Annotated in this window: 21 protein-coding genes and 1 tRNA gene; 15 read left to right on the top strand and 7 right to left on the bottom strand. The window is 45.6% G+C overall.

Translation table 11 applies throughout. From position 1 onward, the window contains the following. Nucleotides 1-52: 52 nt before the first annotated feature. Entirely contained in the window at nt 53-1894 is a 1842-nt protein-coding gene (locus tag B2X65_RS12070) for a cyanophycinase (protein ID WP_290612810.1), read from the top strand. 39 nt (nt 1895-1933) lie between these two features. Then, on the top strand, nt 1934-4225 hold the full coding sequence (locus B2X65_RS12065) for an ATP-binding protein (protein WP_290612808.1): 2292 nt from the start codon (nt 1934-1936) through the stop codon (nt 4223-4225). Between the two features lie 21 nt (nt 4226-4246). Here B2X65_RS12065 and arcA read toward each other — a convergent pair whose 3' ends face one another. Together arcA and B2X65_RS12055 are read right to left on the bottom strand one after the other, a co-directional pair. Next, a complete protein-coding gene (gene arcA, locus B2X65_RS12060) occupies nt 4247-4954 on the bottom strand; it encodes a two-component system response regulator ArcA (RefSeq protein ID WP_290612806.1) in 708 nt (235 codons plus the stop codon). Nucleotides 4955-5149: 195 nt separating this feature from the next. Beyond that, nucleotides 5150-6859 carry a sensor histidine kinase gene (locus B2X65_RS12055; RefSeq protein ID WP_290612804.1) on the bottom strand — a complete coding sequence of 570 codons (1710 nt, stop codon included), beginning with the start codon at nt 6857-6859 and terminating at the stop codon, nt 5150-5152. Nucleotides 6860-7005: 146 nt separating this feature from the next. Here B2X65_RS12055 and B2X65_RS12050 point away from each other — a divergent pair, with 146 nt between their 5' ends. After that, the gene (locus B2X65_RS12050; protein WP_290612801.1) at nt 7006-7404 is read left to right on the top strand and encodes a DUF3293 domain-containing protein; all 399 of its coding nucleotides are present in this window, start codon (nt 7006-7008) and stop codon (nt 7402-7404) included. On the opposite strand, the gene B2X65_RS12045 is transcribed toward B2X65_RS12050, so the two are convergent. From B2X65_RS12045 to trmB, 3 genes are read right to left on the bottom strand one after another with little or no spacing between them, the layout of a single operon-like run. Then, nucleotides 7401-7736 (bottom strand): hypothetical protein, encoded by a 336-nt coding sequence (locus tag B2X65_RS12045; RefSeq protein WP_290612800.1) that lies wholly within the window; start codon nt 7734-7736, stop codon nt 7401-7403. The genes B2X65_RS12050 and B2X65_RS12045 overlap by 4 nt on opposite strands. Before the next feature lie 4 nt (nt 7737-7740). Next, nucleotides 7741-8760 carry a class I SAM-dependent methyltransferase gene (locus B2X65_RS12040; RefSeq protein ID WP_290612798.1) on the bottom strand — a complete coding sequence of 340 codons (1020 nt, stop codon included), beginning with the start codon at nt 8758-8760 and terminating at the stop codon, nt 7741-7743. Beyond that, entirely contained in the window at nt 8760-9500 is a 741-nt protein-coding gene (gene trmB / locus B2X65_RS12035; RefSeq protein WP_290612796.1) for a tRNA (guanosine(46)-N7)-methyltransferase TrmB, read from the bottom strand. Before trmB ends, B2X65_RS12040 begins: the two co-directional genes overlap by 1 nt. A 142-nt stretch (nt 9501-9642) precedes the next feature. Between trmB and mutY the strand changes: the two genes are divergently transcribed. Genes mutY through rlmM form a run of 6 tightly spaced genes read left to right on the top strand, consistent with a single transcriptional unit; the run spans nt 9643 to nt 13985 of the window. After that, nucleotides 9643-10725 (top strand): A/G-specific adenine glycosylase, encoded by a 1083-nt coding sequence (mutY, locus tag B2X65_RS12030; RefSeq protein ID WP_290612795.1) that lies wholly within the window; start codon nt 9643-9645, stop codon nt 10723-10725. Continuing rightward, nucleotides 10725-10997, top strand: a complete 273-nt coding sequence (locus tag B2X65_RS12025; protein WP_290612794.1) for an oxidative damage protection protein — start codon at nt 10725-10727, stop codon at nt 10995-10997. Before mutY ends, B2X65_RS12025 begins: the two co-directional genes overlap by 1 nt. 20 nt (nt 10998-11017) lie before the next feature. Further along, nucleotides 11018-11953, top strand: a complete 936-nt coding sequence (locus tag B2X65_RS12020; RefSeq protein ID WP_290612792.1) for a transcriptional regulator GcvA — start codon at nt 11018-11020, stop codon at nt 11951-11953. Next, nucleotides 11934-12554: an alpha/beta family hydrolase gene (locus B2X65_RS12015; protein ID WP_290612790.1), complete on the top strand. Its 621-nt coding sequence runs from the start codon at nt 11934-11936 to the stop codon at nt 12552-12554. Before B2X65_RS12020 ends, B2X65_RS12015 begins: the two co-directional genes overlap by 20 nt. Further along, nucleotides 12529-12906, top strand: a complete 378-nt coding sequence (locus B2X65_RS12010) for a hypothetical protein (protein WP_290612788.1) — start codon at nt 12529-12531, stop codon at nt 12904-12906. Before B2X65_RS12015 ends, B2X65_RS12010 begins: the two co-directional genes overlap by 26 nt. Next, entirely contained in the window at nt 12903-13985 is a 1083-nt protein-coding gene (gene rlmM, locus B2X65_RS12005) for a 23S rRNA (cytidine(2498)-2'-O)-methyltransferase RlmM (RefSeq protein WP_290612787.1), read from the top strand. The genes B2X65_RS12010 and rlmM overlap by 4 nt, the downstream gene beginning before the upstream one ends. Before the next feature lie 41 nt (nt 13986-14026). On the opposite strand, the gene B2X65_RS12000 is transcribed toward rlmM, so the two are convergent. Further along, nucleotides 14027-15157, bottom strand: coding sequence for an endonuclease/exonuclease/phosphatase family protein (locus tag B2X65_RS12000; protein ID WP_290612785.1), 1131 nt, complete (start codon nt 15155-15157; stop codon nt 14027-14029). Nucleotides 15158-15531: 374 nt separating this feature from the next. On the opposite strand from B2X65_RS12000, the gene B2X65_RS11995 reads away from it, so the two are divergent. The 5 genes from B2X65_RS11995 (at nt 15532) to B2X65_RS11975 (ending at nt 21812) form a co-directional block, all read left to right on the top strand. After that, on the top strand, nt 15532-18651 hold the full coding sequence (locus tag B2X65_RS11995; protein WP_290612783.1) for a TonB-dependent receptor: 3120 nt from the start codon (nt 15532-15534) through the stop codon (nt 18649-18651). Nucleotides 18652-18774: 123 nt separating this feature from the next. Then, entirely contained in the window at nt 18775-19407 is a 633-nt protein-coding gene (gene udk, locus B2X65_RS11990; protein WP_290612781.1) for a uridine kinase, read from the top strand. Nucleotides 19408-19427: 20 nt separating this feature from the next. Further along, entirely contained in the window at nt 19428-20636 is a 1209-nt protein-coding gene (locus B2X65_RS11985) for a NupC/NupG family nucleoside CNT transporter (protein WP_290612779.1), read from the top strand. Between the two features lie 16 nt (nt 20637-20652). After that, a complete protein-coding gene (locus B2X65_RS11980) occupies nt 20653-21600 on the top strand; it encodes an isopenicillin N synthase family dioxygenase (protein WP_290612777.1) in 948 nt (315 codons plus the stop codon). 126 nt (nt 21601-21726) lie between these two features. Further along, nucleotides 21727-21812, top strand: a tRNA-Leu gene (locus B2X65_RS11975). Between the two features lie 207 nt (nt 21813-22019). On the opposite strand, the gene B2X65_RS11970 is transcribed toward B2X65_RS11975, so the two are convergent. After that, the gene (locus B2X65_RS11970; protein ID WP_290612775.1) at nt 22020-23486 is read right to left on the bottom strand and encodes a RimK family protein; all 1467 of its coding nucleotides are present in this window, start codon (nt 23484-23486) and stop codon (nt 22020-22022) included. Between the two features lie 160 nt (nt 23487-23646). On the opposite strand from B2X65_RS11970, the gene B2X65_RS11965 reads away from it, so the two are divergent. After that, nucleotides 23647-24771: a GNAT family N-acetyltransferase/peptidase C39 family protein gene (locus tag B2X65_RS11965; protein WP_290612773.1), complete on the top strand. Its 1125-nt coding sequence runs from the start codon at nt 23647-23649 to the stop codon at nt 24769-24771. Nucleotides 24772-25351: the final 580 nt, after the last annotated feature.

Here is a 25351-nt window from a genome sequence, read left to right as displayed (position 1 = left end):
TTATCAGTAGTCTGCAGGCCCTGGTGGCCTGAAAAACAATAAGAAAGAGCCGATGAAAAAAATAACTGCTTGTTTATCAGCCATTTTAGTGGCAATGCCGGTTTTTACTCTTAGTGCCAATGATGAAAATAAAACGATGCCTGAGTACTCAATGCTGCTAATGGGGGGCGGGCTTGCTGCCTGTAGCTCAACCAGCACCCGGCATTGTGTAAATAATGAAGTATTTTCTGCTGCGGCTAAAAAGCATAGTTTGTTCCAATTGACTGCAGAGCATCTGCAAGCAATAAACAGTCAGGGATTCTGGTCCGAAGATCGGATTATCGAACAGCAGCAAACTCTGGCCATTTTAGAATTTTTGCGGGGACAGTTGGCTAACGACGCCGTGCCTGAACGTGAACTGCTTAGATTATGGCGCAGCGCTGAGATTGAAGTGGATGGTATCTGGGTTTCTGGTCGCACGGTTTATGAGGGCTTAAGTGGCCGTGAACTGAATTTCGTGCTGGACCAACTGGAAGTACCGGTAATGACTGAAAGCAGTGCAAACCGCACCAGTCAGCGGAGCCGGGAATTTGCTGACCTGGCCAACACTAAAAATAAGTTTACTGTGGAACTGTATCAGAAGTTTGTAGCGATGGCTCAGCAAATAGCGGGTGAGCAACGTAAACCGAGGATCCTGGTTGTTACTGCGTCATCACGCGATCCTTTTGCGGCTGTCGATTTTTATACTAATTTATTTACTGAAGCCGGAGCTGATGTTAGTTGGTTGCCTATTAGCGCAGCCTATCAGGCTGCATGGCAGAGCGGCGATAAAAATAGTTGTGCAGAACTGGATAAACATCTGGCAGAGCAGCATGGCAGTTATCAACGTCAGCGGGTGTACGCTGATTTAATGACCCAGAAAACTGAGTTTTGCCAGGCTGGCAGTAAAGGCGCTGTGGCAAAGATTCGTCGGGCAGATGGTATCTTTTTTAATGGTGGCGATCAGAGTTTGACCCTGAAAGCCCTGCGGCTGGATGACGGCTCTGCCTCAGCCGAACTGCAGCAGATAGAGCGAATGCTGGCAGCTGGTCAAATTGTGGTGGCAGGCACCAGCGCCGGTACGGCCGTGATGTCAGGTGGTAGCTTTAACGGACAACGCACCCCGATGATTACCAATGGTGATAGTTTTAATGCCATGCAATTTGGTGCTTTCGATCTGCCAGCACCGGAGGTAGGTTGCGATAAAGATTCAAGTTGCAGTAATGGTCTGGCAGAAAGCCATCTTACCTATAGCGCAAGCGGTGGTCTGGGATTATTTCGTTGGGGCGTGCTCGATACCCATTTTTCAGAGCGTGGTCGGCAAGGGCGTTTGATCCGCTTACTGCACGATACGCAAAGTCGTTTTGGCTTTGGTATTGATGAAAATACCGGTTTACTGGTGGGTTTTGGTGCTAATCCTGAACAGCCTGCTGTACGAATGGCGGTAATTGGTGAGGCAGGTGTTTATGTTGTTGATATGAGTGATGCTAATAGCAGTGGTGAAGGCAATGCCTTAGCGCTGCGTAATGTGGCAACCCATTATCTGACCCGGGGTGATGAATTAGAAATAAACGCAAACCAGATGCGAAGCCGCTTTGCCAACTGGAAATTTGCACCCAATAATCTGGCGCAACCTTTACTGAGCTCGGGTGATATATTCGACCGTGACAATTATAAGCAAGTGAGTCATTTGCTTTGCATGACTCAGGCTCGACAGGCGGAAGGGCGTGCCATTAAAGTTGGTCAGGGCTATGCCGTGACAATTTATAAAGACCATAGTTCTTATACCCGCCAGGGTAGTTTTAGACAGCAAGCAGAAGACGTTGCATACTGTTCATATCGCAATATGATGGTAGATCTGCAACCCGCCAATTAAGGTGCTTGTGGAACATAACCTTGTAAAGGGTATCGAATAATGCAAAGTCCGGTACACCCAAAGGTTAAAGCTTTTGCTGCATTGATAAAGCGCTGGGGTAATTTTCGTCTCGGCCTTTTATCATGGCTATGTTTGCTGGCATTGCTGGTAATGGGGCACTACACCTACGCTGCGTTATTTGCGGTAGAGGTCGACTGGTTAATGCTGCAGGCCCAGTTGATCCTTGTCATGTTCGCCAGCCCCATTGTTATTCTTATCGTTTTTTATCTGGTACTGCACCTCAATGCTGCCTTGCTGTACCTGAAAGACTCTGCCCATCAGGAGCGCCTGCTAAACCAGAATATGCAGGACAGTATCCGTCAGCTGAACTTTGAAATAGAAGAACGTAAGAAGGCGTTTCAGGCGAAAAGACGTGCTGTTGATGAGCTACGCAAGGAAATCTCTGAGCGTAAAAAAACCCAGCAGGAACTTGAAGAGCAGAGTTTACTGATCCGTTCTATTGTTGATAGCTCGCCCGATTTATTCTACTACCGCGATGAAAACGGCCATCTGGCCAGCTGCAACAAAATGTTTGAAATTATCATGGGTAAAACATCGCAGGAGCTTATTGGCTTTCATCCTGCTGAACTGTATACCGAAGACAGTGCTCAGGCTGCTATTTTAACGGAATATGAAGCAGCAGCAGAACACACTGAGCTAACGCTGGATGTTGAGTTTGTGAAGCAGGACGGCCAGATCCTCTGGTTTGAAATGCGTAAAGTACCATTTTACGACGGCCAGGGTCGCTATATCGGCTTACTGGGTTTTGGCCGCGATATTACCTCACGGAAGCTGGCAGAGCAGGCCCTTGAAAAAGCCTATCAGGACAAAGGTAAATTTATTGCCACTCTGAGCCACGAGCTTAGAACGCCACTTAATGGCATTGTCGGGCTAAGTCGGCGTTTACTTGATAGCACCTTAGGACCCGAGCAGCACAGCTGGGCTAATACTATATTCAGCAGTGCGGAAACTCTTGGTAATATTTTCAATGATATTATTGATTTAGACAAAATTGATCGCCAGGACTTAGACATTGTTTTTCACAGTATCCACATTCAGGGCTTTTTAAATGATATTGCAAACTTCGCCGAGCTGATTTGTCAGCAAAAGGGGCTGCATTTTGTACTGCGTTGTCAGGGAGATATGGAAACCTATCTGAAACTTGACGCAACCCGGCTGCGTCAAGTGCTATGGAACCTGCTGAATAATGCCGTGAAGTTTACTGCTCAGGGCCAGATAACCCTTGATTGCACACTCAATACTGACCTTTCGCAGCTGCTGTTTAAAGTTCAGGATACCGGCATTGGCATTGCTAGCGCTGAGCAAGAGCGTATCTTCGACATGTATTATAAATCTACTGATGGCCGTCGGTTAAGTATTGTTGGTTCTGGCATTGGTTTGTCTGTGTCCCGTGCGTTGGTTGAAGCTATGGGGGGAGAAGTCTCCTTAACCAGCAAACCCGGCGAGGGCAGTTGTTTTAGTGTCTTGCTGCCAACTGAGCAGGTAAGTGCGCCAAGCGATACCACGGTGTCCTGCCCGGAACTGGTTATATTGTTGATTGAAGATGTACCATTAAATGCGGAAATTGCCATAGCCCTGCTGGAGCAACGCGGACATAGCGTTATCCACGCAGAAACAGGCGAAGATGCCATAGCCTTGCTGGAGACCGAGGACGATATTGATTTGGTGCTTCTTGATATGCAGTTGCCTGATATGAGCGGTGACCAGATTGCCCGCTATATTCGTAGTGAAAGCCATTTGCAATCTATACCCATAGTAGTACTTAGTGCAAATGTCAGGAAGGCTGAAGAGCAGTTAACTGATATTCAGGTAGATGGCGCTTTAGCAAAACCAATAAACACTAACAAGCTTGATCAGATGCTGGCGAAACTGTTTTCGCCCAGTGCGTTAAAGCTGCAACAGTTACACCCCGGCACTGAGATTGATACCGAGAATCAGATCCTGGATATGGCAACTTTGCACGACTACATGCAGTCATTGGGGCCTGATGCGATGAAACGCAGCGCCCAGCTATTTGCGCAGCTATTGCCCGGCTACATTAATAAGATGATTGAAGCTGCGGTGCAGCAAAACCAGGTAGAGTTTAAAGAGTCGGCTCATAAGCTAAAGGGTGCGGCCGCATCAGTTGGCCTGCTTTGGGTGCAGCAACAGGCAAAAATGTACGAGCAGGGGCCAGAAGGCTGGCAGGGCATGGAACGTCAACTGGTAGACTATCATTTAAAAATAGAGCAGCACCTGGCTGCTCTGCAAGAATTTATAGAAGCTAACTAACCGGTAGTTAGCTCGCTATCTTTACTTATCGATTTTACCAACGAAACGGTAACCTTCACCATGGATAGTGCTGATTAACTCCGGGCTGTCGATATCAGATTCAAAATGCTTGCGGATACGACGGATGGTCACATCTACCGTGCGGTCATTCGGACGTAATTCACGGCCGGTCATATGGCGGATAAGCTGTTCACGGGTAAATATTTTGCCTGGTGTATCCAGCATTAAACGCAGAGCGCGATATTCGCCTTTCGGTAAACGACGAGCCATACCTGTAGGTGAAGTCAGGTTGCGGCTGTTTTCATCCAGCGTCCAGCCGTTAAACTTAACAATACTTTTATGCTCTTCAACCACCGGTTGAGCGACTGTGCGGCCCAGCAGATTACGGGCACGAATCGTTAATTCACGTGGGTTAAAAGGTTTGGTCAGATAGTCATCAGCACCAATTTCCAGACCCAGGATCCGGTCAACTTCACTGTCACGACCTGTCAGGAAAATTAAACCGATGTTTTCTTTCTGGCGTAATTCACGTGCCAGGATCAGGCCATTCTTGCCGGGTAAGTTGATGTCCATAACAACCAGGTTAACCGGATTTTGTTCCAGCTTTAGATACATCTCTTCGCCATTAACTGCTTCGATGACATCATAGCCTTCACCCTGGAACAGATTAACCAGATTGAGTCTGGTAACTTCTTCATCTTCAACGATCAGAATCACAGGTGTTTGCATTAGAGTTAAACCTTATGTTTTTTTTGTGAACAGTATAGCGTACTAATTACTATAGTTGCCGTGGACATGTCAAATATTGGCGCAATTATAGCGGGCCGCCCAATTGTTAACAAGAATTTTGTTAACAATTGACGTTTCATTATTAGCAACTGTCTGTGAATGAATAAAAACATGTTTTAATACAATGAGATATTATTAACTTTTGTTTTGATGGCTATTATTGATTACCGGAAAGTCGATGAGTATTTGCACACCTTGACCAAGAGTGCTGGTAAAACTGATTGTGCCATTTAAAGCCTGGGTAACCAGATTATATACCAGGTGTAAACCCAGGCCGCTGCCTCCTTCGCCGCGTTTAGTGGTAACAAAGGGATCAAAAATTCGTTTTTTAATACTTTCAGGTACACCACTGCCATCATCGCGATAGGATAGTTTACAACGCGTGCCACTGATTTTTACTGCAATAGTTATGTTACCCTGGTCAGTGTTGTCAAAAGCATGAATAAGACTATTCATGATAAGGTTAATCAGAATCTGGTTTATCGGTCCCGCTTTGCTTTCAATAATAAGTTCTGGCGGACATTCAACCACAACTTGATGGTGATTTTTCTTAAGGTTAGGTCGCAAAGAAAGTAATACTTCATTTATCAGTTGCGCCATATTGAAGCTGCGCTGACTGTCATGCGACTGATCGACCGCTACTTGTTTAAAGCTGCTGATTAAACTCGCCGCGCGCTCCAGGTTGCGATAAATAATGCCCAGGTTTTCTTTGCTTTCACTTAAAAATCGACCCAGTTGGGAAGAGGTCAGTTTTTTCTCGGTATAAGCACGTTCTATTTGGGTCAACCGATCCTGTAGCAAGGTTGACGCAGTTACGCCCAGTCCAATGGGGGTGTTTACTTCATGAGCAACGCCTGCCACCATCTGGCCAAGACTGGCCATTTTTTCTGTTTCGACGATTTGATTCTGATATTGATGTAAAGTAGCAAGGGTATTCAGCAGTTCCTGATTTGATGATTTCAGCGCATCGGTGCGTTCACTTACTTTTTGTTCCAGACCTTGATAAAGCTCACGAATTTCTGTTTCAGTTTGTTGTTGCTTAATAATTTGTCGCTCAACTTTGTCGAGCATAGTGTTCAGCGCTTTACCAAAAGTATTGAATTCTGCCACATTAGTTTGCTGCGCACGCAGGTGATATTCTTTATCTTTGGCAATACGCTGCACTAACTGCAATAGCTGATGTATAGGTGTGGTGAAGCGCTGATCAAGCTTTCTGGTCAGAAAATAAGCAATGGTTAAAGCGCAGAGAATAATCAACAGATCAATTAACACGTTGTTTTGGATATAGGTCTGCAATTTTTGCTGACTTGCTCTGACGTAAACATAACCTGCAAGCGTATCGCCAACCCTGATTTCCTGACTCAACTCTATATGATTGTCAGTTAAATACGGGGTTAAAAAAGAAGCTACTTTGTCGTACTGCGTTGGATAAGGACCAATACCTCTGGCGTTGTAAATTGAGTAGAGTGCTAATTTATCGGAGGCCGCTTGCAGCCGGTATATGTGAATGTTGTGTAACATTGGAACGGCTTCAAAAGAATACAATCGGTTTTCTTCTATGTGGGCAAAGTCGTTATAAATGTTTTCCTTTTCATCGGTAGTTTTTGCCTCTGATTGTTCGATGCGTTGCTCTGCTGCGATAAAGCTAACTTGGGCATTGTACGCAATAACACTGGCATATGTTTTTAGTTCATTAATCAGCGCTGTACGCTGTTGTCCGATATCGTGCAACGTTGAAGCAAGCATTGCAACACAGATTGTCAGGCTGCAAATGGCCATTACACCGACAAACAACGCACTTCTGATAGTACTGGTTTTTGAACTGGTGTTGACTACTGCTTTCATGCATTGCTCACTTTTAGCTGACATTGCTGCAACTGATCCAGATTAAGCATTGATGTTATGCAGTTAAGGACGTTTTAGCAAACCTGTTTGGTAATTTTCTGGCTGGCGGGTATAGTTAGCTGGATTGTTTCAAGTAGGTGTAACATATGTCGTTATGGCAAGCTTACAAAGACAGTGTGTTTATCTGCCGGCAACGCCTGGCAACTCAATTAGATTTTGCGATTATTAGTGCCCAGAATCCTGCCGGTGAAATCAAAAATTCGCATGTCAACTTGTGCCTCGACAAACAATTTGAAGATATATTGCAACAAGCGCGCATGCCTTTTCGGGCGGTTATCGGCGCCTCTGCCGATTTAAGGTTTCAGGAAAAAAGCTGGATAGTATTGTGCGAAAAATTGCAGGCAATGCAGTTGGCCCGTGATTTACAGCAAAATGCCCTTTATTGGGTAACAAATAATAAGTTGTATCTGGTTCCTGTACTTTACAAGCAGACAGAAGAGTATCTTGGCTTATTCGATAGCAGAGTTATTTTACTGGCTGATTAACGTTGCCGCTTGAGGATGGCCAGGATCACAGGTAAATCTTCTTTATATTGCGCCTGATACTGGCGCCGGGTCATGTTTTGTTCAATTCTTTGCTGTTCGCTGCCGGGTTGTTGCAGCAGTGGCAGAAAATCTGTCACGCAAATACAAAGTAACTGTAATTCGTTTTGAGATGGCAGAGTATCGGCCCGATACAGCTGGTGAGGGCAGGCTTTAAACCGGTTTTTATTTTGAATACACTGCTGTGGCACATCGGCGTGTGCTGGCATTATTACTGCTACAACCAGGGTAAACCCCAGCACTTGCCATGCCAGCGTCATTAACCGCTTTTTCATTGCCTTACCTTTTAATTGCCTGATATATAACAAAACCATTGGCTTTAGCCAATATTGCCACTTTGCCAAAGGTTTGTTCAAGTAATGTGTGGTATGCCAGATGCGAGTTGGCGACCAGCGTTAAACTACCACCAGCATTCAGGCGGCTTTTACTCTGACTGATAAACGCTTCACTTATACTGTAGTCGGTCTTTATGCCGGTATGAAACGGCGGGTTACTGACAATATGATCAAAGCTTGCTGGTTGTGCCGGCAGGCCGTCTGCTGTTATTACCGTGCCTTGCAGATTATTAGCGCTTAGGGTCTGACGGGTGGCTTCAGCGGCCAGTGCACTAACGTCCGAACAATACAAATTAAGCGCGTTGTGACGTTTTTTCAGATAAGCACCGATAACGCCGCTGCCGCATCCAAAATCTAAAACAGTGCCTTTAACAATATGTTCCAGATTATCAAGTAATAAAGCTGTACCAATATCCAGTTTGCCATGGTTAAACACTCCGGCGATGGAGCAAATGTTAAGTTCGGTGCTGTTAATGGTTAGTTTGTGCTGGCTGAATGCAGGTTTGGCAAGGTTTTGCAGTGAGCCACTTAAGTAGTACCACAGGCAATGCTTAGCATTATCCAGTTTGTTAACCTGCAAGCCTAACTTATCGGCGTGACTGCTGAGGCTTTTAATACCGCCTTTATTGTCACCAACCAGATAGAGCTGACTGTTGTCGGCTAAGGCAGGAGCCAGGTTTGCCAGCGTTAAATTAAGTTGCTCTTTACTTTTCGGGTAAAAAATTACCACAGTATCAAATTGCTGGTTAAATGTTGGCAGTGCACTGAAGTGGCAGGTTGCTGAAGAATGCTGCCAGGTGCTGGCAACGGCTGCATTTGTGGTGTAGCAGCTTAATGTTGCATCCGTAGGCAGGTTTGCCAGCAGGCTGCGGCAAAGTTCATCAGCTTCTGGTTCAACAATTAATATATTGCCGGTTAAATCGGCAATATTCCGCAGTAGCATCTGACTGGTGTTAGTGAGCATTAACTTATCCTTTCAAACATAAGATCCCAGACGCCATGGCCAAGACGCTGCCCACGTTGTTCAAATTTGGTTAGAGGGCGCTGTTCCGGACGTTCAACATAATCGCCGGTTGCAGATACGTTGGCAAAGCCTTCAGCTACCTGCATTACTTCGAGCATATGCTCAGCGTAATTTTGCCAGTCTGTTGCCATATGAAACACTCCGCCAATCTGTAGTTTCTGGCGCAGCAACTGAACAAAATCAGGCTGAACTATCCGCCGCTTATGGTGGCGTTTTTTATGCCAGGGATCGGGGAAAAACAGCTGCACGGTACTCAGACTACTATCCGCTATAGTGTCGTTCAGTACTTCCACCGCATCATGTTCGAATAAACGCAAATTGCTCAGACCCGCCGCCGCCGCATCACCAAGACAAGCTCCCACGCCGGGTTTATGAACTTCAATACCGATAAAGTTTTTGTCGGGTGCATGTTGAGCCATGGCAACCAGTGACTTTCCCATGCCAAAGCCGATTTCCAGTACCACCGGCGCAGCGCGGCCAAACACTTCAGTCAGGTTTAATGGCGAGTTCTGATAAGCCAGACCAAATGCGGACCAGTGGTTATCCAGGGCATTTTGCTGGCCTTTGGTCAGCCGGCCTTCTCGCAGTACAAAAGAGCGGATTTTACGCATGTAAGGCACGTTTTCGTCTTGCCCTGCGGCCGGTTTTTGCGTTTCTGGTTGCTCTGGGGTGGTGGTCATTTATGGCTCCATAATCAAACTGCGGCGCACATTATGCGGATATTAGGGCAGAAGCTCAACTGACGTTTTGCGTTGGCTTTCAACTGCAAGCTGCTTATACTGCGCAGCTATTCGCAAGTTGGCTGAGATGTGGAGAGCGCTGTTGCAAAAAGATACTGCTAATTGGTTTTCAGATCAGCTGCTTAGCTGGTATCAGTTACACGGCCGTAAAACGCTGCCATGGCAGATAAATAAAACACCTTATAAAACCTGGCTCAGTGAGGTGATGTTGCAGCAAACCCAGGTGAGTACGGTAATTCCTTATTTTGAGCAGTTTATTCAGCATTTTCCTGATGTGAAAAGTTTAGCGGCGGCGCCACTGGATCAAGTGCTGCATTTGTGGACTGGCCTTGGCTATTATGCCCGTGCCCGAAATTTACATAAAACGGCTCAGATAATAGCGACTGAGTATGATGGACAGTTTCCGGTTGAATTTGCCCGGGTACTTGCCCTACCCGGGATTGGCCGCTCTACCGCAGGTGCCATTTTATCGCTGGCACTGGGCCAGCATTACCCTATTTTAGATGGCAATTGCAAAAGGGTATTAAGCCGGTTTTCTGCGGTTTGTGGATGGCCAGGTAATAAAGCTGTCGAACAAAAGTTATGGGATCTGGCTGAACAGGTTACCCCGCAGGGAGAACAGGTCTCGGCATTTAATCAGGCAATGATGGACCTGGGGGCGACACTATGTAGTCGCAGCAAACCCCGTTGTGCACAATGTCCACTGCATTTAAACTGCCGGGCAGCTCAGGCTGGTGAACAAACCGCGTACCCTGGGAAAAAGCCTGCAAAAACCATCCCTGAGAAACAAAGCTTCTGGTTAATGCTGCAGTATCAGCAGCAGATACTATTGCAACAAAGGCCTGCAAGTGGGTTATGGGGCGGCCTGTACGGCTTTATTGAGTTTGGCAATGAACAGCATCGAACAGATTACCAGTTGTTAAATAACTTAAAAGTAGCAGCAACGCTTGAATTACCGGCATTTCGACATACATTCAGTCATTTTCGCTTATGGATAACCCCTCTGTTAGTGCAGCTTGCGACAAAACCTGAGCTGGTGCAGGAGCAAACGGCAGCGCAATGGTTTACAATAGCGCAATTACCGCAGGTGGGGTTATCTGCACCTGCTAAAATCCTGCTGCAACAGTTGCAGGCATTACAACCCCGTAATGAGGAGAAAAGTTGATGAGTAGAACGGTTTTTTGTCAGTATTTGCAAAAAGAGGCACCTGGAATGGATTTTCAGTTATATCCGGGCGAGCTTGGCAGTAAAATTTTTGCGTCGATTAGCAAAGAGGCGTGGAGCAAGTGGCAGGCCAAGCAAATAATGCTGATTAACGAGAAAAAGCTCAATATGATGAATCCTGAACATCGGCAATTTCTGGAGCAACAGATGGATGCCTTCTTGTTTCAGGGCGAAGATATTGAGATTGAAGGCTATAAGCCCCCAGCCAGTTAACTATTGAGCTAAGTAAATTTATGGCGCGTCGTCTGCCACCACTAAATGCGTTAAAGGCTTTCGAAACAGCCGCCCGACACCTTAGTTTTACTAAGGCTGCCGAAGAAATGTATGTAACACAGGCTGCGATAAGTCATCAGATCAAGGCGTTAGAAGATCATCTTGGTCTGAAATTGTTTATGCGTAAAAACCGCTCGCTGTTGCTGACAGAAGAGGGTCAAAGCTATTTTCTGGACATCAAAGAGATTTTTCTGCAGTTGCATGAGGCGACAGAGAAGTTACTGGTACGCGGTGCTAAAGGTTCGTTAACCGTAAGTTTGCAACCAAGCTTTGCAATTCAGTGGCTGGTACCCCGCTTAAATCAGTTTAGTGAACAGCATCCGGATATCGACGTCCGGATTAAAGCGGTGGATCTGGATGAAGGGTCATTAACTGATGACGTAGATGTGGCCATTTATTATGGTCGGGGCAACTGGCGTAATTTACATGCAGATAAGTTGCACACGGAATATTTGTTACCGGTATGTTCGCCATTGTTGCTTAACAGCGGAAAACCGCTGAACGAACCTACAGATTTAGCAAAACATAATTTACTTCATGATAGCTCACGCCGGGCCTGGAAAGCCTGGTTTACCAGCCAGGGCTATAAACAGTTTAATGTTAATCAGGGACCAATTTTCAGTCATTCTTCAATGGTGCTGCAGGCGGCTATTCATGGCCAGGGTGTAGCTTTGGCGCACAACGTGCTGGCACGGCCAGATATTAACTCCGGTCGTTTAATTGTGCCGTTTAACCATGTGCTGATTAGTAAAGATGCCTATTATCTGGTGTGCCGGGAAAGTCAGACCGAGCTGGGTAAAATTACAGCGTTTCGACAGTGGATGGTCGATATGGTAACAGCGGAACAACAACTATTCACTGAACAACAATTTACTAATGCTGTTGCCCTTGACTAACCCCAAAGCCTGTTTAATTCTGGCTCACGGTGCCGGAGCCTCCTGCGATAGCCATTACATGAATGCTCTGGCCGAGGCGCTTGGGGCGCAAAACATTCAAGTACAGCGTTTTAATTTCGGTTACATGCAGCAGAGCATTGAGCTGGGGCGTAAACGACCTCCGGGGAAAATGACAGTATTGCAGCAAGAGTTCTTAGCGCAAATTGACATGGCCAACGCCAGTACACCATTATTTATTGGTGGGAAGTCGATGGGCGGTCGGGTTGCCAGCATGTTGAGTTTGTCAGAGGTGCCGCGCTTTAAGGCGATATTTGCTTTTGGCTATCCCTTTCACCCGCCAGGTAATAACAGCTGGCGTACTGAACACTTTGCCCGGTTGACAGCACCTTTGTATATTATACAGGGCGAGCGAGACCCGTTTGGTAAACGTACAGAGTTAGCGGATTTAAGTTGGCCAGAAGTCAGGATACATTGGCTGGCGAGCGCAGATCATGATTTTAAACCGACTAAAGCCAGCAAATTACGGCAGCAACAACTGATTGAGCAGGCCGCAGCATATTGCAGTGAGGTAATAGATGAAATTCTTCTGGTCAGCCAGTAACAGCTTCTCTGCTTTGTATGGTGCAGCAGTAGTAGGGTTGGCGGCGGCATTGATGCATCTGTGGGCTGGGCTCGATAGTAAAGAGTTTGGTCGCCTGTTAAGTGCTATCAGTATCCTGGCATTTCATACTCTGGCGTTGATGGTTATTGGGCGTCAGCCCGATTCTGCCAGGCTGATAAAAGCTGTTGCGTTATTCTGGCATCTGGGGCTTTGGCTGTTTGTCTGGACGCTATGTGCCGGCGTGCTGAAATTACCGTTGTATAATTCTGCCTTAGCACCAACAGGTGGACAAATTTTGATTATTGGCTGGTTGATGCTTGCAATAAGCGCCTGGCGAAAGGATGTTAGATGAAACAATTACTATTGTATTGCCGTGCCGGTTTTGAAAAAGAATGTGCCGCGGAAATTCAGGACAAAGCCAGCAGCTATGACGTTTTTGGTTTTTGTAAACTAACGGCGAATTCAGCCTTTGTTATTTTTGAAGCTTATGATGCTGATGGTCTGGCAGAGTTTTATCGTGATTATCCATTTGAGCATTTTATTTTTATACGCCAATGGTGTCTGTTGCAGGCGCAACTGCTTGAATTACCATCTGAAGATCGAATAGCGCCGGTGCTTGAAGCTCTTCTTGCTGCTGAACTAACCGGCTGTGGTGAGCTACGGGTCGAATATCCTGAAACAAACGACGGTAAAACGTTATCAACCCTGGCACGTAAATTAACCGTGCCTCTTCGCCAGTCACTGCGCAAAGCAGGCGTATTATTGTTAAAAGAGCAAAAGCGAGCGCCGGTTTTGCATATTTTATTGCTCAGTGGTCAGCAAGGGTATGTTGGCGTGTCTTATCCAGAGAATAATAGCCCGCTGGAAAACGGTATTATGCGGCTGAAGTTTCCTGGCGAAGCGCCCAGTCGTAGCACGTTGAAACTGGAAGAAGCGTTTCTGCAGTTTATTCCTAAATCTGAATGGGATAAGCGATTGGGCGGTGGCTTAAATGCGGTTGATTTAGGCGCCAGCCCCGGTGGCTGGACTTATCAGCTGGTCAAGCGCAGCATGATGGTGACCGCTATCGATAACGGGCCAATGGCTGAATCGCTAATGCAAACTGGCCAGGTCAAGCATTTAACGGTAGATGGTTTTAAGTTCGAGCCGCAAAAGAAAAATGTCTACTGGGTTGTTTGCGACATGATTGAACAGCCACAGCGGGTTGCACAGCGGATGGGCGACTGGCTGATTAATGGCTGGTGTCAGGAAGCGATATTTAACTTAAAACTGCCGATGAAAAAGCGCTACGAAACAGTAACAGACATATTGGCTCAACTGGAGCAGCGCCTGGTAGAAGCCGATATTAAGTTTCGTTTACAGGTTAAGCATCTTTACCATGACCGTGAAGAAGTTACGGTACACGTGCAAAACCTGGTTTTGAAATTTTAAGCGTGTCTTAAATATTGTCCCGAACAGAGTTGCGCGCTGAATTACTCAGCGCTTAATTCAAGCTTCAGCCAAACCAGACGATGATCTGAGCTGGCGCCACGAGTGCCGACCATAGCATAGTCTGCTTCATTTTTTGCCGGCCAGAAAACCCCACCATCGGTAGTGTTAAAACCAAAGTCAGAAGCCAGCACATAATCTGCCCGCATCCGCCATGCCGCGGTGTGATATTTAGCATGTGCCTGTTCGGGCGAGTTTTCAGCCGCTCCTTTACTTTCTGGGGTAACGCTCTGGCTTATTCTCTGATGGCTTACCAGTGCTTTAATGGCACTGCTGATAGCATCACCATCGCCATCCGCTGACGCATTTAAATCGCCGAGTAACACAAAGCGACTGTTTTCTGCCAAACCACCTTTATTGCCTTCATCATCATAAATGTAGCCAGCGTTACCCGGATCCAGATAGTCCAGCCAGAAACGGATCTCGTCGTGATTGCGGATGCCATTGCGGTTTTCCGGTCCATCAAATACCGGTGGAGTAGGGTGGCTTGCCAGAATATGCACCGTGGTGTTATCAACTTTTATTGGTATATCCCAGTGTGACTTAGACGACAATGGCATTTGCTGCCATGCTTCACTACTATACCAGGGGCTGCCGTCAGGTTTTAATGTGGGCATAAACTGTGGCATATCTTTCCACTTAAAATGCTGAAACGTGCGAACGTTTTTGAGATCAATCGGGTATTTCGATAGCAAAACCATACCGTACTGGCCCGGGTAAAAGCCATAACCCCAGGCATCGGCACCGACACCGGTAGCTTTACCACTATTATCCAAATCAAACGGGCTGGGCTGTCCGGTATTTACGGTAGAATAGTAAAAATACGGATAGTTAATAGGCTCGCTGCCCGCTTGAGGCTGGTTTAAATAGTGTTTAATAAAAGCCTGAATACCCTGCTTGGGGTCAGTAATATAGTCAAACTCATTTAATAACAGGACATCGGGCCTTGCACGCTGAATTATTGCGGCAATATTTTTTACCTGCGGGTTGTCACCATTTGCCAGAATTGACGCCAATACCCGGTTGTTCCCGGTTTCACCTTGCGCCAGGTAATTAGAAGATTCCATGCTGACATTGAAGGTTGCGACCTTAAGCTCGTTGACGTGATCGGCCATAGCTACTCCGGAAAACAGCAAAAGAAAATAAAACACAGAATGATTAAACATAGATAAACGATAGTTTTTCAAGGGGCTGCAAGGAGTTGGTAGCATAACCAAGCGAATGCTGAAACACCAGCATGCTGCCGCTTTATTCAAAAATTGATATTTTTTAATCAATTTAGGTCGTGATTATTCGCAACTCTGACCAGCCATGTTACACTTGGATGACAGGCGCACTTTGACTAAAGAAGAGCTTAAAAGTTCCCGGTTAAATTGTGGTGTAATCAAAGTGACATAAAATTGCGTTACACTTTTGCCCTTAATTGAACACAGATTTTTGTATTCAAACGGATTAGAACAAAACTACTAACTACCAGGTGATTAACGATATGAAAATAAAACATTTAGCGTTAGCCGTAACACTCGCATTGGGCTCGGTTAATATCGCTATGGCAAATGATACCTCTTCTGGTGTCCGTGGTAATGTTACAGGCCCTGCTGGTCAGGTTATAGCCGACGCCAAAGTTGAAATTGTCCATGTACCATCTGGTACCCGTTCAACGGCAGTAACTAACCAGTCTGGTGCTTTCTCCAGCACTGGCCTGCGGGTTGGTGGTCCATATACAATTACAATTACCAGCGCTCAGGGTGTAAAAACCTATAACAATATATATCTGTCGCTGGATGATACCCTGCGCTTAAATGCTCAGGTCGAGTCTGCTCAGCAAGTTGAACGTATTACAGTTACTGGTAGTTCTATAGTCGCCCAGAACATTGGCAGCAACAGTTATTTTGGTGCTGAAGACATTGCCAATTCACCTAGTTTTAACCGCGATATCAAAGATATCGTTCGTAATAATCCGTTGGCAGTTTTATCATCTAAAGATGGTGAATTAAGCGTAGCAGGCACCAACCCACGCTTTAATAGCATTAGTGTAGATGGTATTGCTCAAAACGATGACTTTGGTTTAAATGCCAACGGTTATCCTACTACCCGGTCACCCATTTCTTTAGAAGCCATTGATCAAATCACGATTGATGTTTCCCCTTTTAACGCCAAAGACAGTGGCTTTCAGGGTGCAAAAATCAATGCTGTAACCAAATCAGGTGGCAATAAGTTATTTGGCTCTGTGTTTTATGAAACACAGAATGACGACCTGGCCGGTACACCTCAGGACGGTACGAACGAGATCCCTATAAAGTTTGATGAAACAACTTACGGCGCTACCCTTGGTGGTGCTATCGTAAAAGACGAATTGTTCTATTTCGTATCATACGAGTACTACGAAGCGACTGCGCCAATTGAGTGGGGCCCGGCAGGAAGTTCAGCGCCTAACCAATCAAGAGCTAACCTGGCTGATTATAATGCAGTTAGAGATATTGCCCAGCGCGTTTACGGCGTTGATCCTGGGGTATGGGATCTTGCACCGATAACGGATGACGAAAAGTTACTGTTAAAATTAGACTGGAACATTAACGATGAACACCGTGCGGCGTTTACTTACCAGTATACCAAAGGTAACCGCACCTCGAATCAAAGCAGCAGCCCGTTTGAACTGCGCTTATCTTCGCACTGGTATAATCGGGTTGAAGAGCTTTCTAATTATGCCTTTAAATTATATTCTGACTGGACACCTGATTTCTCCACCCAGTTCAGCCTTACCTACCTTGACAACCCGACTATACAAGCATCATTTGGTGACTTTGGTGATGTATTAGTTGAAACAAGTTCTGGTGATATTGCACTGGGTTCTGACTACTCCAGGCACTCAAATGATTTAAGAAAGAAATCATTTATCTTAGGCATGGACGCAGATTATCTGGTTGGCGATCACAGCATAAGTTTTGGTTATCAGTTTAAGCGTTTAGACATTTTTAACCTGTTTTTACAGCGCACCAAGGGTGAGTATGAATTTGCGAGCCTTGCAGACTTTGAAAATAGAATTGCTGCTTCAATTGATTACCAGAACGCTAACAGCTTGGACCCGAATGATGCAGCAGCTTCGTTCGTGCGTGATGAACATGCAATATATGTGCATGACGAGTGGGCTTTTGATGAAAACTTCACTTTCGACATAGGTTTACGTTACGAAATGCTGGCATCAGATGATAAGCCACTATTTAACGATCAGATGGCGGCCAGAACGGGTGGCTTAGATAATAGCGAAAGTCTGGATGGCATCGGTATTTTATTACCACGTTTGGCATTCAAATGGGATGGGTTTGATGATTTAGTAATTCGCGGTGGTGTTGGTCGCTTCTCCGGAGGTCAGCCAACTGTATGGGTATCTAATTCCTATTCTAACCCAGGTGTAGGTATCGCAAGAGAAAGCGGTGAAGATTTCACTAATGTAAGCTTAACTCAGGTACCACAAGAACTGCGAGATGCAGTAGCTAATGCAACTGCTTATGGCAGCACCAACTTTACTGATCCAAACTTTAAGCTGCCGTCCGATTGGCGCGTTCAGATTGCTGCAGATTATCGCTTCGATATCCCAATGTTGGGTGATGATTTCTTGTGGACAAACGAGTTAATGTACAAGAAAGGCGAAAATACCGCTTTCTGGCAAGACGCAAGTCTGTTTGGTGACGAAGATGGCACGACCGCTGATGGTGGCCGGATCATTTATGACGATGCAGATGGCAATACTCGCGATCTGATGCTGACCAATACCGATAAAGATGGCCGTTCTATTGTCTTCAGCACTATCCTGAGCAAGAAATGGGATAATGGTATCAATGTAACGACCTCTTATACTAATCAAGACATTACAGATGCGCACACCAGTACCAGCTCTACTGCTTCCAGCAACTATGGCTTTAATACTGCAATAAACCGTAATGAGGCAGTTGTTGGCCGTTCAACCTTTGAAACTGAGCATCGCTTTGTTATTAACTTTGGTTATGAGCATCAGTTCTTTGAAGGCTATAACACCAACATTAATATGTTCTTTGAGCGCCGTTCAGGTAAGCCAATAACCTATTATGCCGATGGCGCTGATTTAGATGGGCGTTCTGGTCCGGGTAGTGACCCATATGGCCTAATAAGCCCAGGTACGTTTAATGATTCGTTCCTGCCTTATATTCCAACGCAAGGTGATCCTAATGTACGGTTTGTTTCAGCAGCAGCTGAAGCTACGTTCTTCAATACCATTAACCAGCTTGGGTTAAACCAGTATGCGGGTGGTTATTTACCAAAAGGTGTCAATACAACTCCTTGGGTAACGACCCTGGATTTAAGCATCCGTCAGGAAGTACCAGGCTTTAAAGAAGGCCACAAAGGTATGGTCTACCTGACAATAGATAACTTCTTGAATCTGATAGATAGCAGCAAGGGCAAGGTGTACGGTAGTAACTTCGGTACTACTGAACTGGTTGAGTTTACTGTTGACCCGGAAACCCGTCAGTATGTTTATGGTAACCCTTCAACCAATACTAACAACTTTGATACGTTTTATGTTGATGATTCAACCTGGCGTTTGAAAGTAGGTGTAAGCTACCGCTTCTAAGATTAGTTAAGCTAAAAACTAAAATGCCCGCGTAACGCGGGCATTTTTTTTAGCTGTTTTTATTTCTATCTGCTGCATTATTAGCGATAATCGCCAGCTGTTTTCCACAAAGTAGGCGATGTTGTGGCTAAAAATACTATTATTGCTATTGCGGGTGCCTCTGCATCTGGTAAAAGTTTATTTGCGTCAACCGTTTATCAGGAGTTGGTTGCTGAACTGGGCGGCGAGCGTATTGCTATTTTATCGGAAGATGCTTATTACCGTGACCAAAGCCATCTGTCTTTTGATCAGCGGATCCTGACTAATTACGATCATCCTTCTGCGTTTGAACATAGCTTACTGGTTGAGCACTTGCAGCGCTTGCGTGCTGGTCAAAGTATTGAAATGCCGCAGTACAGTTACAAATTACATACCCGGCTGGATGAGTCTATAAAAGTGCAGGCCGCCAAAGTTATACTGGTAGAGGGTATTTTACTGCTGAATGATGAAAAGCTGCGCGGGCAGTTTGATATCAGTGTATTTATGGATACGCCGCTGGATATTTGTCTGCTAAGGCGAATTAAGCGTGATTTAGAAGATCGCGGCAGAAGCCTGGCATCTGTTACTGAACAATATGAAACAACCGTACGGCCCGCTTTTTTCGAGTTTATCGCACCGTCTAAGCAATATGCTGATTTAGTGGTTACCCGCGGTGGTAAAAATCAGATTGCAATCGATATTATAAAAGCAAAAATTCGCCAGTTACTGGCAGAATAATAATAATCAGGGAATAACATATGATGGGATTAGTGGGCATTTTTGCCTTATTACTGGTGGCGTTTGCTGCATCTGCACATCGCAATCGTATCAACTGGCGCACGGTAGGCGGGGCTTTTGCTATTCAGTTGGTGATTGGTGCTTTTGTACTTTATGTGCCTTTTGGTCAGGACGTGTTGTACCGCGTGTCGCAGGTTGTCGCCAATGTTATTGGATATGCCAACGCGGGCATACTGTTCTTGTTCGGTGATTTAGGGAGCTTTTCTCAGGGCTTTATATTCGCCATTCACGTACTAACGATTATTATCTTTTTCTCTTCGTTAATTGCGGTGTTGTACCATATTGGTTTAATGAGCTGGGTTATCCGGTTAATCGGCGGTGGTTTACAAAAATTACTCGGCACCAGCCGGCCAGAATCGATGTCGGCAGCTGCCAATATTTTTGTTGGTCAAACTGAAGCTCCATTAGTGGTCAGGCCCTTTATTCCAACAATGACCCGTTCAGAACTATTTGCCGTAATGGTGGGGGGGCTTGCATCAGTAGCCGGCTCAGTGCTGGCAGGGTATGCCGGTTTAGGTATTGAACTTAAATACCTGATAGCGGCCAGCTTTATGGCCGCCCCTGGTGGCTTTTTAATGGCCAAAATAATATTGCCTGAAACCGAACAACCGAAGAATGAATTAACCGAAATAAGCACGGAAAAACCGCATACGAATGTTATCGATGCCGCAGCGGCTGGCGCGTCCAGTGGTATGCAACTTGCGCTGAATGTTGGTGCTATGTTACTGGCCTTTGTTGGTTTAATTGCCCTGGTTAACGGTATTGTTGGTGGCGTTGGTAGCTGGTTTGGCATGGAGAACCTGACGCTGCAACTGATATTCGGTTATGTGTTCCAGCCGCTGGCGTTTATTCTTGGCGTATCCTGGGATGAAGCGCGTTTAGCGGGCAGTTTTATTGGCCAGAAATTAGTTATTAATGAATTTGTCGCATACCTCGACTTTGTGCAGGTGAAAGAACAGCTAAGTGCCCATACTCAGGTAATCGTGACAATTGCCCTGTGTGGTTTTGCTAACTTTTCTTCAATTGCTATTTTATTAGGCGGGCTGGGTGGTATGGCGCCAGGTCGTCGGGCTGATATTGCTGAGCTGGGCTTAAAAGCGCTGCTTGCTGCAACATTAGCTAACTTAATGAGCGCTGCAATTGCAGGGTTCTTTTTTTCCTTAGGCTAAAAAACAGGTCTTTTATATGACACAGCAAGTTCCAACGTTAGATATAAGACGGTTTGCCACCGACAAAGATAACTTTGTTGCCGAAATTGGCAAGGCCTACACTGAGTTTGGATTCTGCGGCATTAGTGGCCACGGTATTCCAGACGAAGTGGTAGCAAATACTTACAGCGCGATTAAGCAGTTTTTCGCGTTACCGACCGAGGTGAAGACCAAATATCATAAACCAGGGCAGGGCGGTGCCAGGGGTTATACCGCCGTTGGGGTCGAAAAAGCTAAAGACTCTAATCATCCTGATTTAAAAGAGTTCTGGCACGTTGGTCGCGAGCTGGAAGGTCCGGCACCGCACCCCAGCTTATACCCGAATATCTGGCCTGCTGAAGTGCCTGGCTTTAAAGAGGCCACTTACACCTTATTTGCTGAGCTGGAAAAGTTAGGCAATCGGGTGTTGGAGGCGTTAGCGTTATACCTTGGCCAGCCACAGCAGTATTTTGCTGATAAAGTAGATTACGGTAACTCCATCTTGCGGCCTATTCACTATCCGCCAATTAAGGATACCTCCACGGAATCTATTCGGGCCGGCCAGCATGAAGATATTAACCTGATTACCTTATTGGTTGGCTCTAACGAAGCAGGCCTGGAAATCCTGCGTCGTGATGGCAGCTGGTTACCGGTAACGACCATTGAAGGCACCATAGTGGTCAACATTGGCGATATGCTTCAGCGCTTAACTAACCATGTGTTGCCTTCTACCACTCATCGGGTAGTAAATCCGGCCGGTATGGCCGCGGGCGAGCCACGATATTCGATCCCGTTCTTTATGCACCCTAATCCGGACTATGTAATTGAAACACTGGATAGTTGTATTAGTGCAGAACGGCCAAACCGTTATCCAGAGCCTATAAACTCTAACGACTATTTAATGCAGCGTTTAGAGGAAATTGGCTTGCTTAAAAAGGCGAAATAAATAGCGCCTTGCTCAGCAAATAAGCGAACGGATAAAAACGAGCAGAATAGTTGAATTCAATAGTTGACTAGTTATTTTGAATCGCTATACTGCTCGCCATGTTAGGCACCTGGTGCAAAACATAACGCAGATGTGGTGGAATTGGTAGACACGCAAGCTTCAGGTGTTTGTGCCCACAAGGCGTGAGAGTTCGAGTCTCTCCATCTGCACCAAATTAACCGGCCAAGGCCGGTTTTTTTGTGCCTGCAATCCGTGCAGGCATCCCTCGGGACCAGCCTTAGGCTGTCCAAAAGCACTCCCGGCGCTTTTGTGTTTTTACCATCCATGGTAAATACCTGCTACGCAGGCCAGCTGAAGCTGTCTAAAACTGATCCCGTCAGTTTTATGTGCCTGCAATCCGTGCAGGCATCCCTCTTAATTTATCTTTTCAGTTCTATCCGACGGATAAAGTCTTCGACTAAGATGTCGTAAAGTTTGTTACCCAGGTGCAAGTCTTCCACACCATCATCAATATTCGGGTTGTCGTTTACTTCTATTACATAAACTTTATCGCCGTCTTGTTTAACATCTACTCCGTAAAGGCTGTCACCAATTGGTGCGCAGGCACGAATAGCTGCATCTAATACATGTGCCGGCACTTCATTCACTGCGCAGGTGCTAAAACCACCACTTTCGGTTTTAGCCTTACCATGCTTATAAATTTGCCAGTGATTGCGGGCCATAAAATACTTACAGGCAAATATAGCCTGGCCGTTCAACACGCCAATCCGCCAGTCGTATTCGGTAAAGGTATACCGCTGCGCCAGGATAATAGCGCTTTGTTCAAACAGAGTGACTAGAGTAGAGCGTAATTCGGTCAGGGTTTTTACTTTTATTACGCCGCGGGAAAAACTGCCATCAGGAATTTTTAACACTAGCGGCAGGCCAAGACTATCGGCTGCGCGTTCCAGGTTGTCTTCATCCTGCTTGAATAACATAATACCGTCAGGCATTGGCACCTTATGCTGTTCAAACAAAGTATGAAGGTACACTTTATTACCACAGCGTAAAATAGAGCTGGGATCATCCACTACCGCTAATCCTTCGCGCTCTGCTTTTTGTGCCATATGAAAGGTATGATGATTCACTGCTGTTGTTTCGCGGATAAACAGACCATCAAATTCTGCTAACCGGTGAATATCTTTTGCGGTAATTTGCTCAACATCCATCGCCGCTTTTTTCGCAGCTCGGACAAATAAATCCAGCGATTTTGGTGTGCATGGCGGAAACTTTTCTTTTGGGTCAACTAACACGGCAAGGTCGTATTTAAACTTGCGGTTCGTGGGTTCCAGGCGCCATATTTTATGGCTGTATTTCTCCAGAATATTGCCAAATAAACTCTGTTCTGTTTCAGTAAGTTTGTTTACGCTGCCAATTTTCAGGGTTTTGACCTGCCAGCGGACTTTTTTCTGTAGTTCCACTCTGAGGATAGGTACCGGAAAAGCTTCAAACAGATAGGAGGCAACCTTTTTTAAAGCTTTATGCTCTGTCTCCCCAAAGTAAATATTAAACGTCAGCTGGCTTGCGGTTTCTTCAGCCAGGTCTTTGTTCAGCTGTTGCAGCAATGCCAATGGCACTTCGTCGGCGATATCTGCAATTTCATGGCGATTAAATTTATTAAATGCCCGCACCGATGGCATTACATTATGCCCACGGGCCTCGGCCAGTAGGGAACAATAGTAGCCGCTTCCCAAATAGTGTGACTGGCGACACAGGTTAATCACCCGCACACGCTGTTTTTGTTTGGCAGACCACTTAAGGTAAGCGGGTAAACTCATTACACCGTCATATTGATGAAAAGGTGCCCAGTCCTGAGCTTTATCTACTATTATTATCAGTTTCGCCATGTTGCCTCCTGTTAGCATGTCAAGCCTGACTGATTATGGCAGTGAAAGACAGCAAATTTATTTTCAGCATAGCATCAGAATTTCTTACTGGCATTTCAAACGCATAACTGTTGTGATGTATTTAGGTTGCTATTAAGAATGATGTTAAGGGTAAAAGTGTATGGTTAAGTCAGAACAGGCGAACGATATCAGATTACGACCTGCGATGCTGGCTGATGTTGCTGCTTTACAGTTTATAGAACAACGTTGCTTTAGTTCAGACAGATTAAGTGTGCGTAGTTTCAGGCGTTTTATTACTGAAAAACGTAGTGACTTGCTTGTGCTTGAAGTGGGCGACACGCTGGCAGGATACTTTTTGTTAATCTACCGCAGAGGCACCAGTCTGGCGCGGTTGTATTCAATAGCTGTGGATCCTGCATTCAGGCAGCGGGGCTTTGCTGAAAAGCTGATGGCGGAAGCAGAGGTCCAGGCAGCTAACCGGCATTGTGCATTGCTGCGTTTAGAGGTACGCAAAGATAATGAGGCGGCAATAAAACTTTATAAGAAGTTGCAGTACCATGAGTTTGCAATAAAGCATGACTTCTATGAAGATCATTCAGATGCAATCTGTATGCAGAAGCAAGTGATCCAGTTTAAGCGTGACTCGGGTACCCGTCAGGTTCCGTACATCGCCCAAACCACTCCATTTACCTGTGGGCCAGCCAGTTTATTAATGGCTTTTAATTATTTTAAGCCGGGCTTGTTTAACCCTTATCAGCATGAAATCGAGCTATGGCGGGAGGCCACTACCATCTTTATGACCAGTGGCCATGGCGGCTGTGGTCCGAGAGGATTAGCACTGGCGGCGCATCGCAGAGGGTTTTCTGCCGAAGTTTATCTGAACAATGATGGCTTGTTGTTTGGTGACAGTGTTAGAAGTGAGGTAAAAAAAGCGGTTCTGCAACGGGTTCATGACTCTTTCAGGCAACAAACGGAGCAGCAAGGTGTCACAGTTCATCATGCTGAGCTTACGGTTAGTGCAATTAAGCGGTATCTGCAACAAGATAAGCTTATCATTGCTCTGATCAGTACCTGGCAATTTGATAAGAGCAAAGCGCCGCATTGGGTAGTAGTGTGCGCGGCCGATGATAATTTTATCTATATAAACGATCCTGACACAGCCGACATTCCCTGGTTGTCGACAGCAGAGCGACAATATATTCCAATTGAGTACAAGGTGTTTAGCAAAGCTTTCAGCTATGGTAAAAAACGGCTTAAAGCTGCTATCGTTGTTGGCCTGGGTTAGAAACAGGCATAATTTGTAGGTGTTTTCGCTAAATCGTTTGCTTTTTGCGCGAACAATCGTGTTCTGCATGTTTTTAATTGATTAACCCTTGCACCCACAGCTGAACTCTCTATAATGCGCGCCATGTCATGCGGAGCGCTGCGAAAGTAGCGCCTCAGGTGAGATAAGCCGGATTGCAAAAATCTTTCAAAAAGACGCTTGACAGTCAGGTTTAAATCACTAAAATGGCGCCCTCGCTTCAGGGTGGTAACGAAAGCCCTGAAATGCGATGTTAGCAGTACCAAATAGTGAAAGAGTCAATCGTGATGATGTGTTTGGTAAAAAGATAAATCATCACGCTTGACTTAAAATCTGGGAAGTGTAACATACGCCTCCCGCTTCAAACGAGTTTGAAGCACGCTCTTTAACAATTAGCAATCAATTATCTGTGTGGGCACTTATGATGATGTTCGTGTAAAACGAAAAAATCAGTATGAGTGACCAAATGTAAGATTTAGTCAGTAATGCTGAGCTGGAACGTCGGTTCCGAAAAAACTTTAATTGAAGAGTTTGATCATGGCTCAGATTGAACGCTGGCGGC

The sequence above is a fragment of the Arsukibacterium sp. UBA3155 genome, from assembly GCA_002364615.1.
In the GTDB taxonomy this organism is placed as follows: Bacteria; Pseudomonadota; Gammaproteobacteria; order Enterobacterales; family Alteromonadaceae; genus Alishewanella.
This window is presented reverse-complemented; position numbering and strand designations above follow the sequence as displayed.

Excerpts from the sequence above, each read along its gene's own strand:
- B2X65_RS12025 (WP_290612794.1), top strand. The coding sequence starts at position 10,725 with ATGAGTAGAACGGTTTTTTGTCAGTATTTGCAAAAAGAGGCACCTGGA.
- B2X65_RS11995 (WP_290612783.1), top strand. The coding sequence starts at position 15,532 with ATGAAAATAAAACATTTAGCGTTAGCCGTAACACTCGCATTGGGCTCG.
- rlmM (WP_290612787.1), top strand. The coding sequence starts at position 12,903 with ATGAAACAATTACTATTGTATTGCCGTGCCGGTTTTGAAAAAGAATGT.
- B2X65_RS12020 (WP_290612792.1), top strand. The coding sequence starts at position 11,018 with ATGGCGCGTCGTCTGCCACCACTAAATGCGTTAAAGGCTTTCGAAACA.
- B2X65_RS12065 (WP_290612808.1), top strand. The coding sequence starts at position 1,934 with ATGCAAAGTCCGGTACACCCAAAGGTTAAAGCTTTTGCTGCATTGATA.
- B2X65_RS12040 (WP_290612798.1), bottom strand. The coding sequence starts at position 8,760 with ATGCTCACTAACACCAGTCAGATGCTACTGCGGAATATTGCCGATTTA.
- B2X65_RS12010 (WP_290612788.1), top strand. The coding sequence starts at position 12,529 with ATGAAATTCTTCTGGTCAGCCAGTAACAGCTTCTCTGCTTTGTATGGT.
- trmB (WP_290612796.1), bottom strand. The coding sequence starts at position 9,500 with ATGACCACCACCCCAGAGCAACCAGAAACGCAAAAACCGGCCGCAGGG.
- B2X65_RS11965 (WP_290612773.1), top strand. The coding sequence starts at position 23,647 with ATGGTTAAGTCAGAACAGGCGAACGATATCAGATTACGACCTGCGATG.
- B2X65_RS12000 (WP_290612785.1), bottom strand. The coding sequence starts at position 15,157 with ATGGCCGATCACGTCAACGAGCTTAAGGTCGCAACCTTCAATGTCAGC.
- B2X65_RS12015 (WP_290612790.1), top strand. The coding sequence starts at position 11,934 with ATGCTGTTGCCCTTGACTAACCCCAAAGCCTGTTTAATTCTGGCTCAC.
- B2X65_RS12070 (WP_290612810.1), top strand. The coding sequence starts at position 53 with ATGAAAAAAATAACTGCTTGTTTATCAGCCATTTTAGTGGCAATGCCG.
- B2X65_RS11980 (WP_290612777.1), top strand. The coding sequence starts at position 20,653 with ATGACACAGCAAGTTCCAACGTTAGATATAAGACGGTTTGCCACCGAC.
- B2X65_RS12055 (WP_290612804.1), bottom strand. The coding sequence starts at position 6,859 with ATGAAAGCAGTAGTCAACACCAGTTCAAAAACCAGTACTATCAGAAGT.
- B2X65_RS12045 (WP_290612800.1), bottom strand. The coding sequence starts at position 7,736 with ATGAAAAAGCGGTTAATGACGCTGGCATGGCAAGTGCTGGGGTTTACC.
- arcA (WP_290612806.1), bottom strand. The coding sequence starts at position 4,954 with ATGCAAACACCTGTGATTCTGATCGTTGAAGATGAAGAAGTTACCAGA.
- B2X65_RS11970 (WP_290612775.1), bottom strand. The coding sequence starts at position 23,486 with ATGGCGAAACTGATAATAATAGTAGATAAAGCTCAGGACTGGGCACCT.
- B2X65_RS12050 (WP_290612801.1), top strand. The coding sequence starts at position 7,006 with ATGTCGTTATGGCAAGCTTACAAAGACAGTGTGTTTATCTGCCGGCAA.
- B2X65_RS11985 (WP_290612779.1), top strand. The coding sequence starts at position 19,428 with ATGATGGGATTAGTGGGCATTTTTGCCTTATTACTGGTGGCGTTTGCT.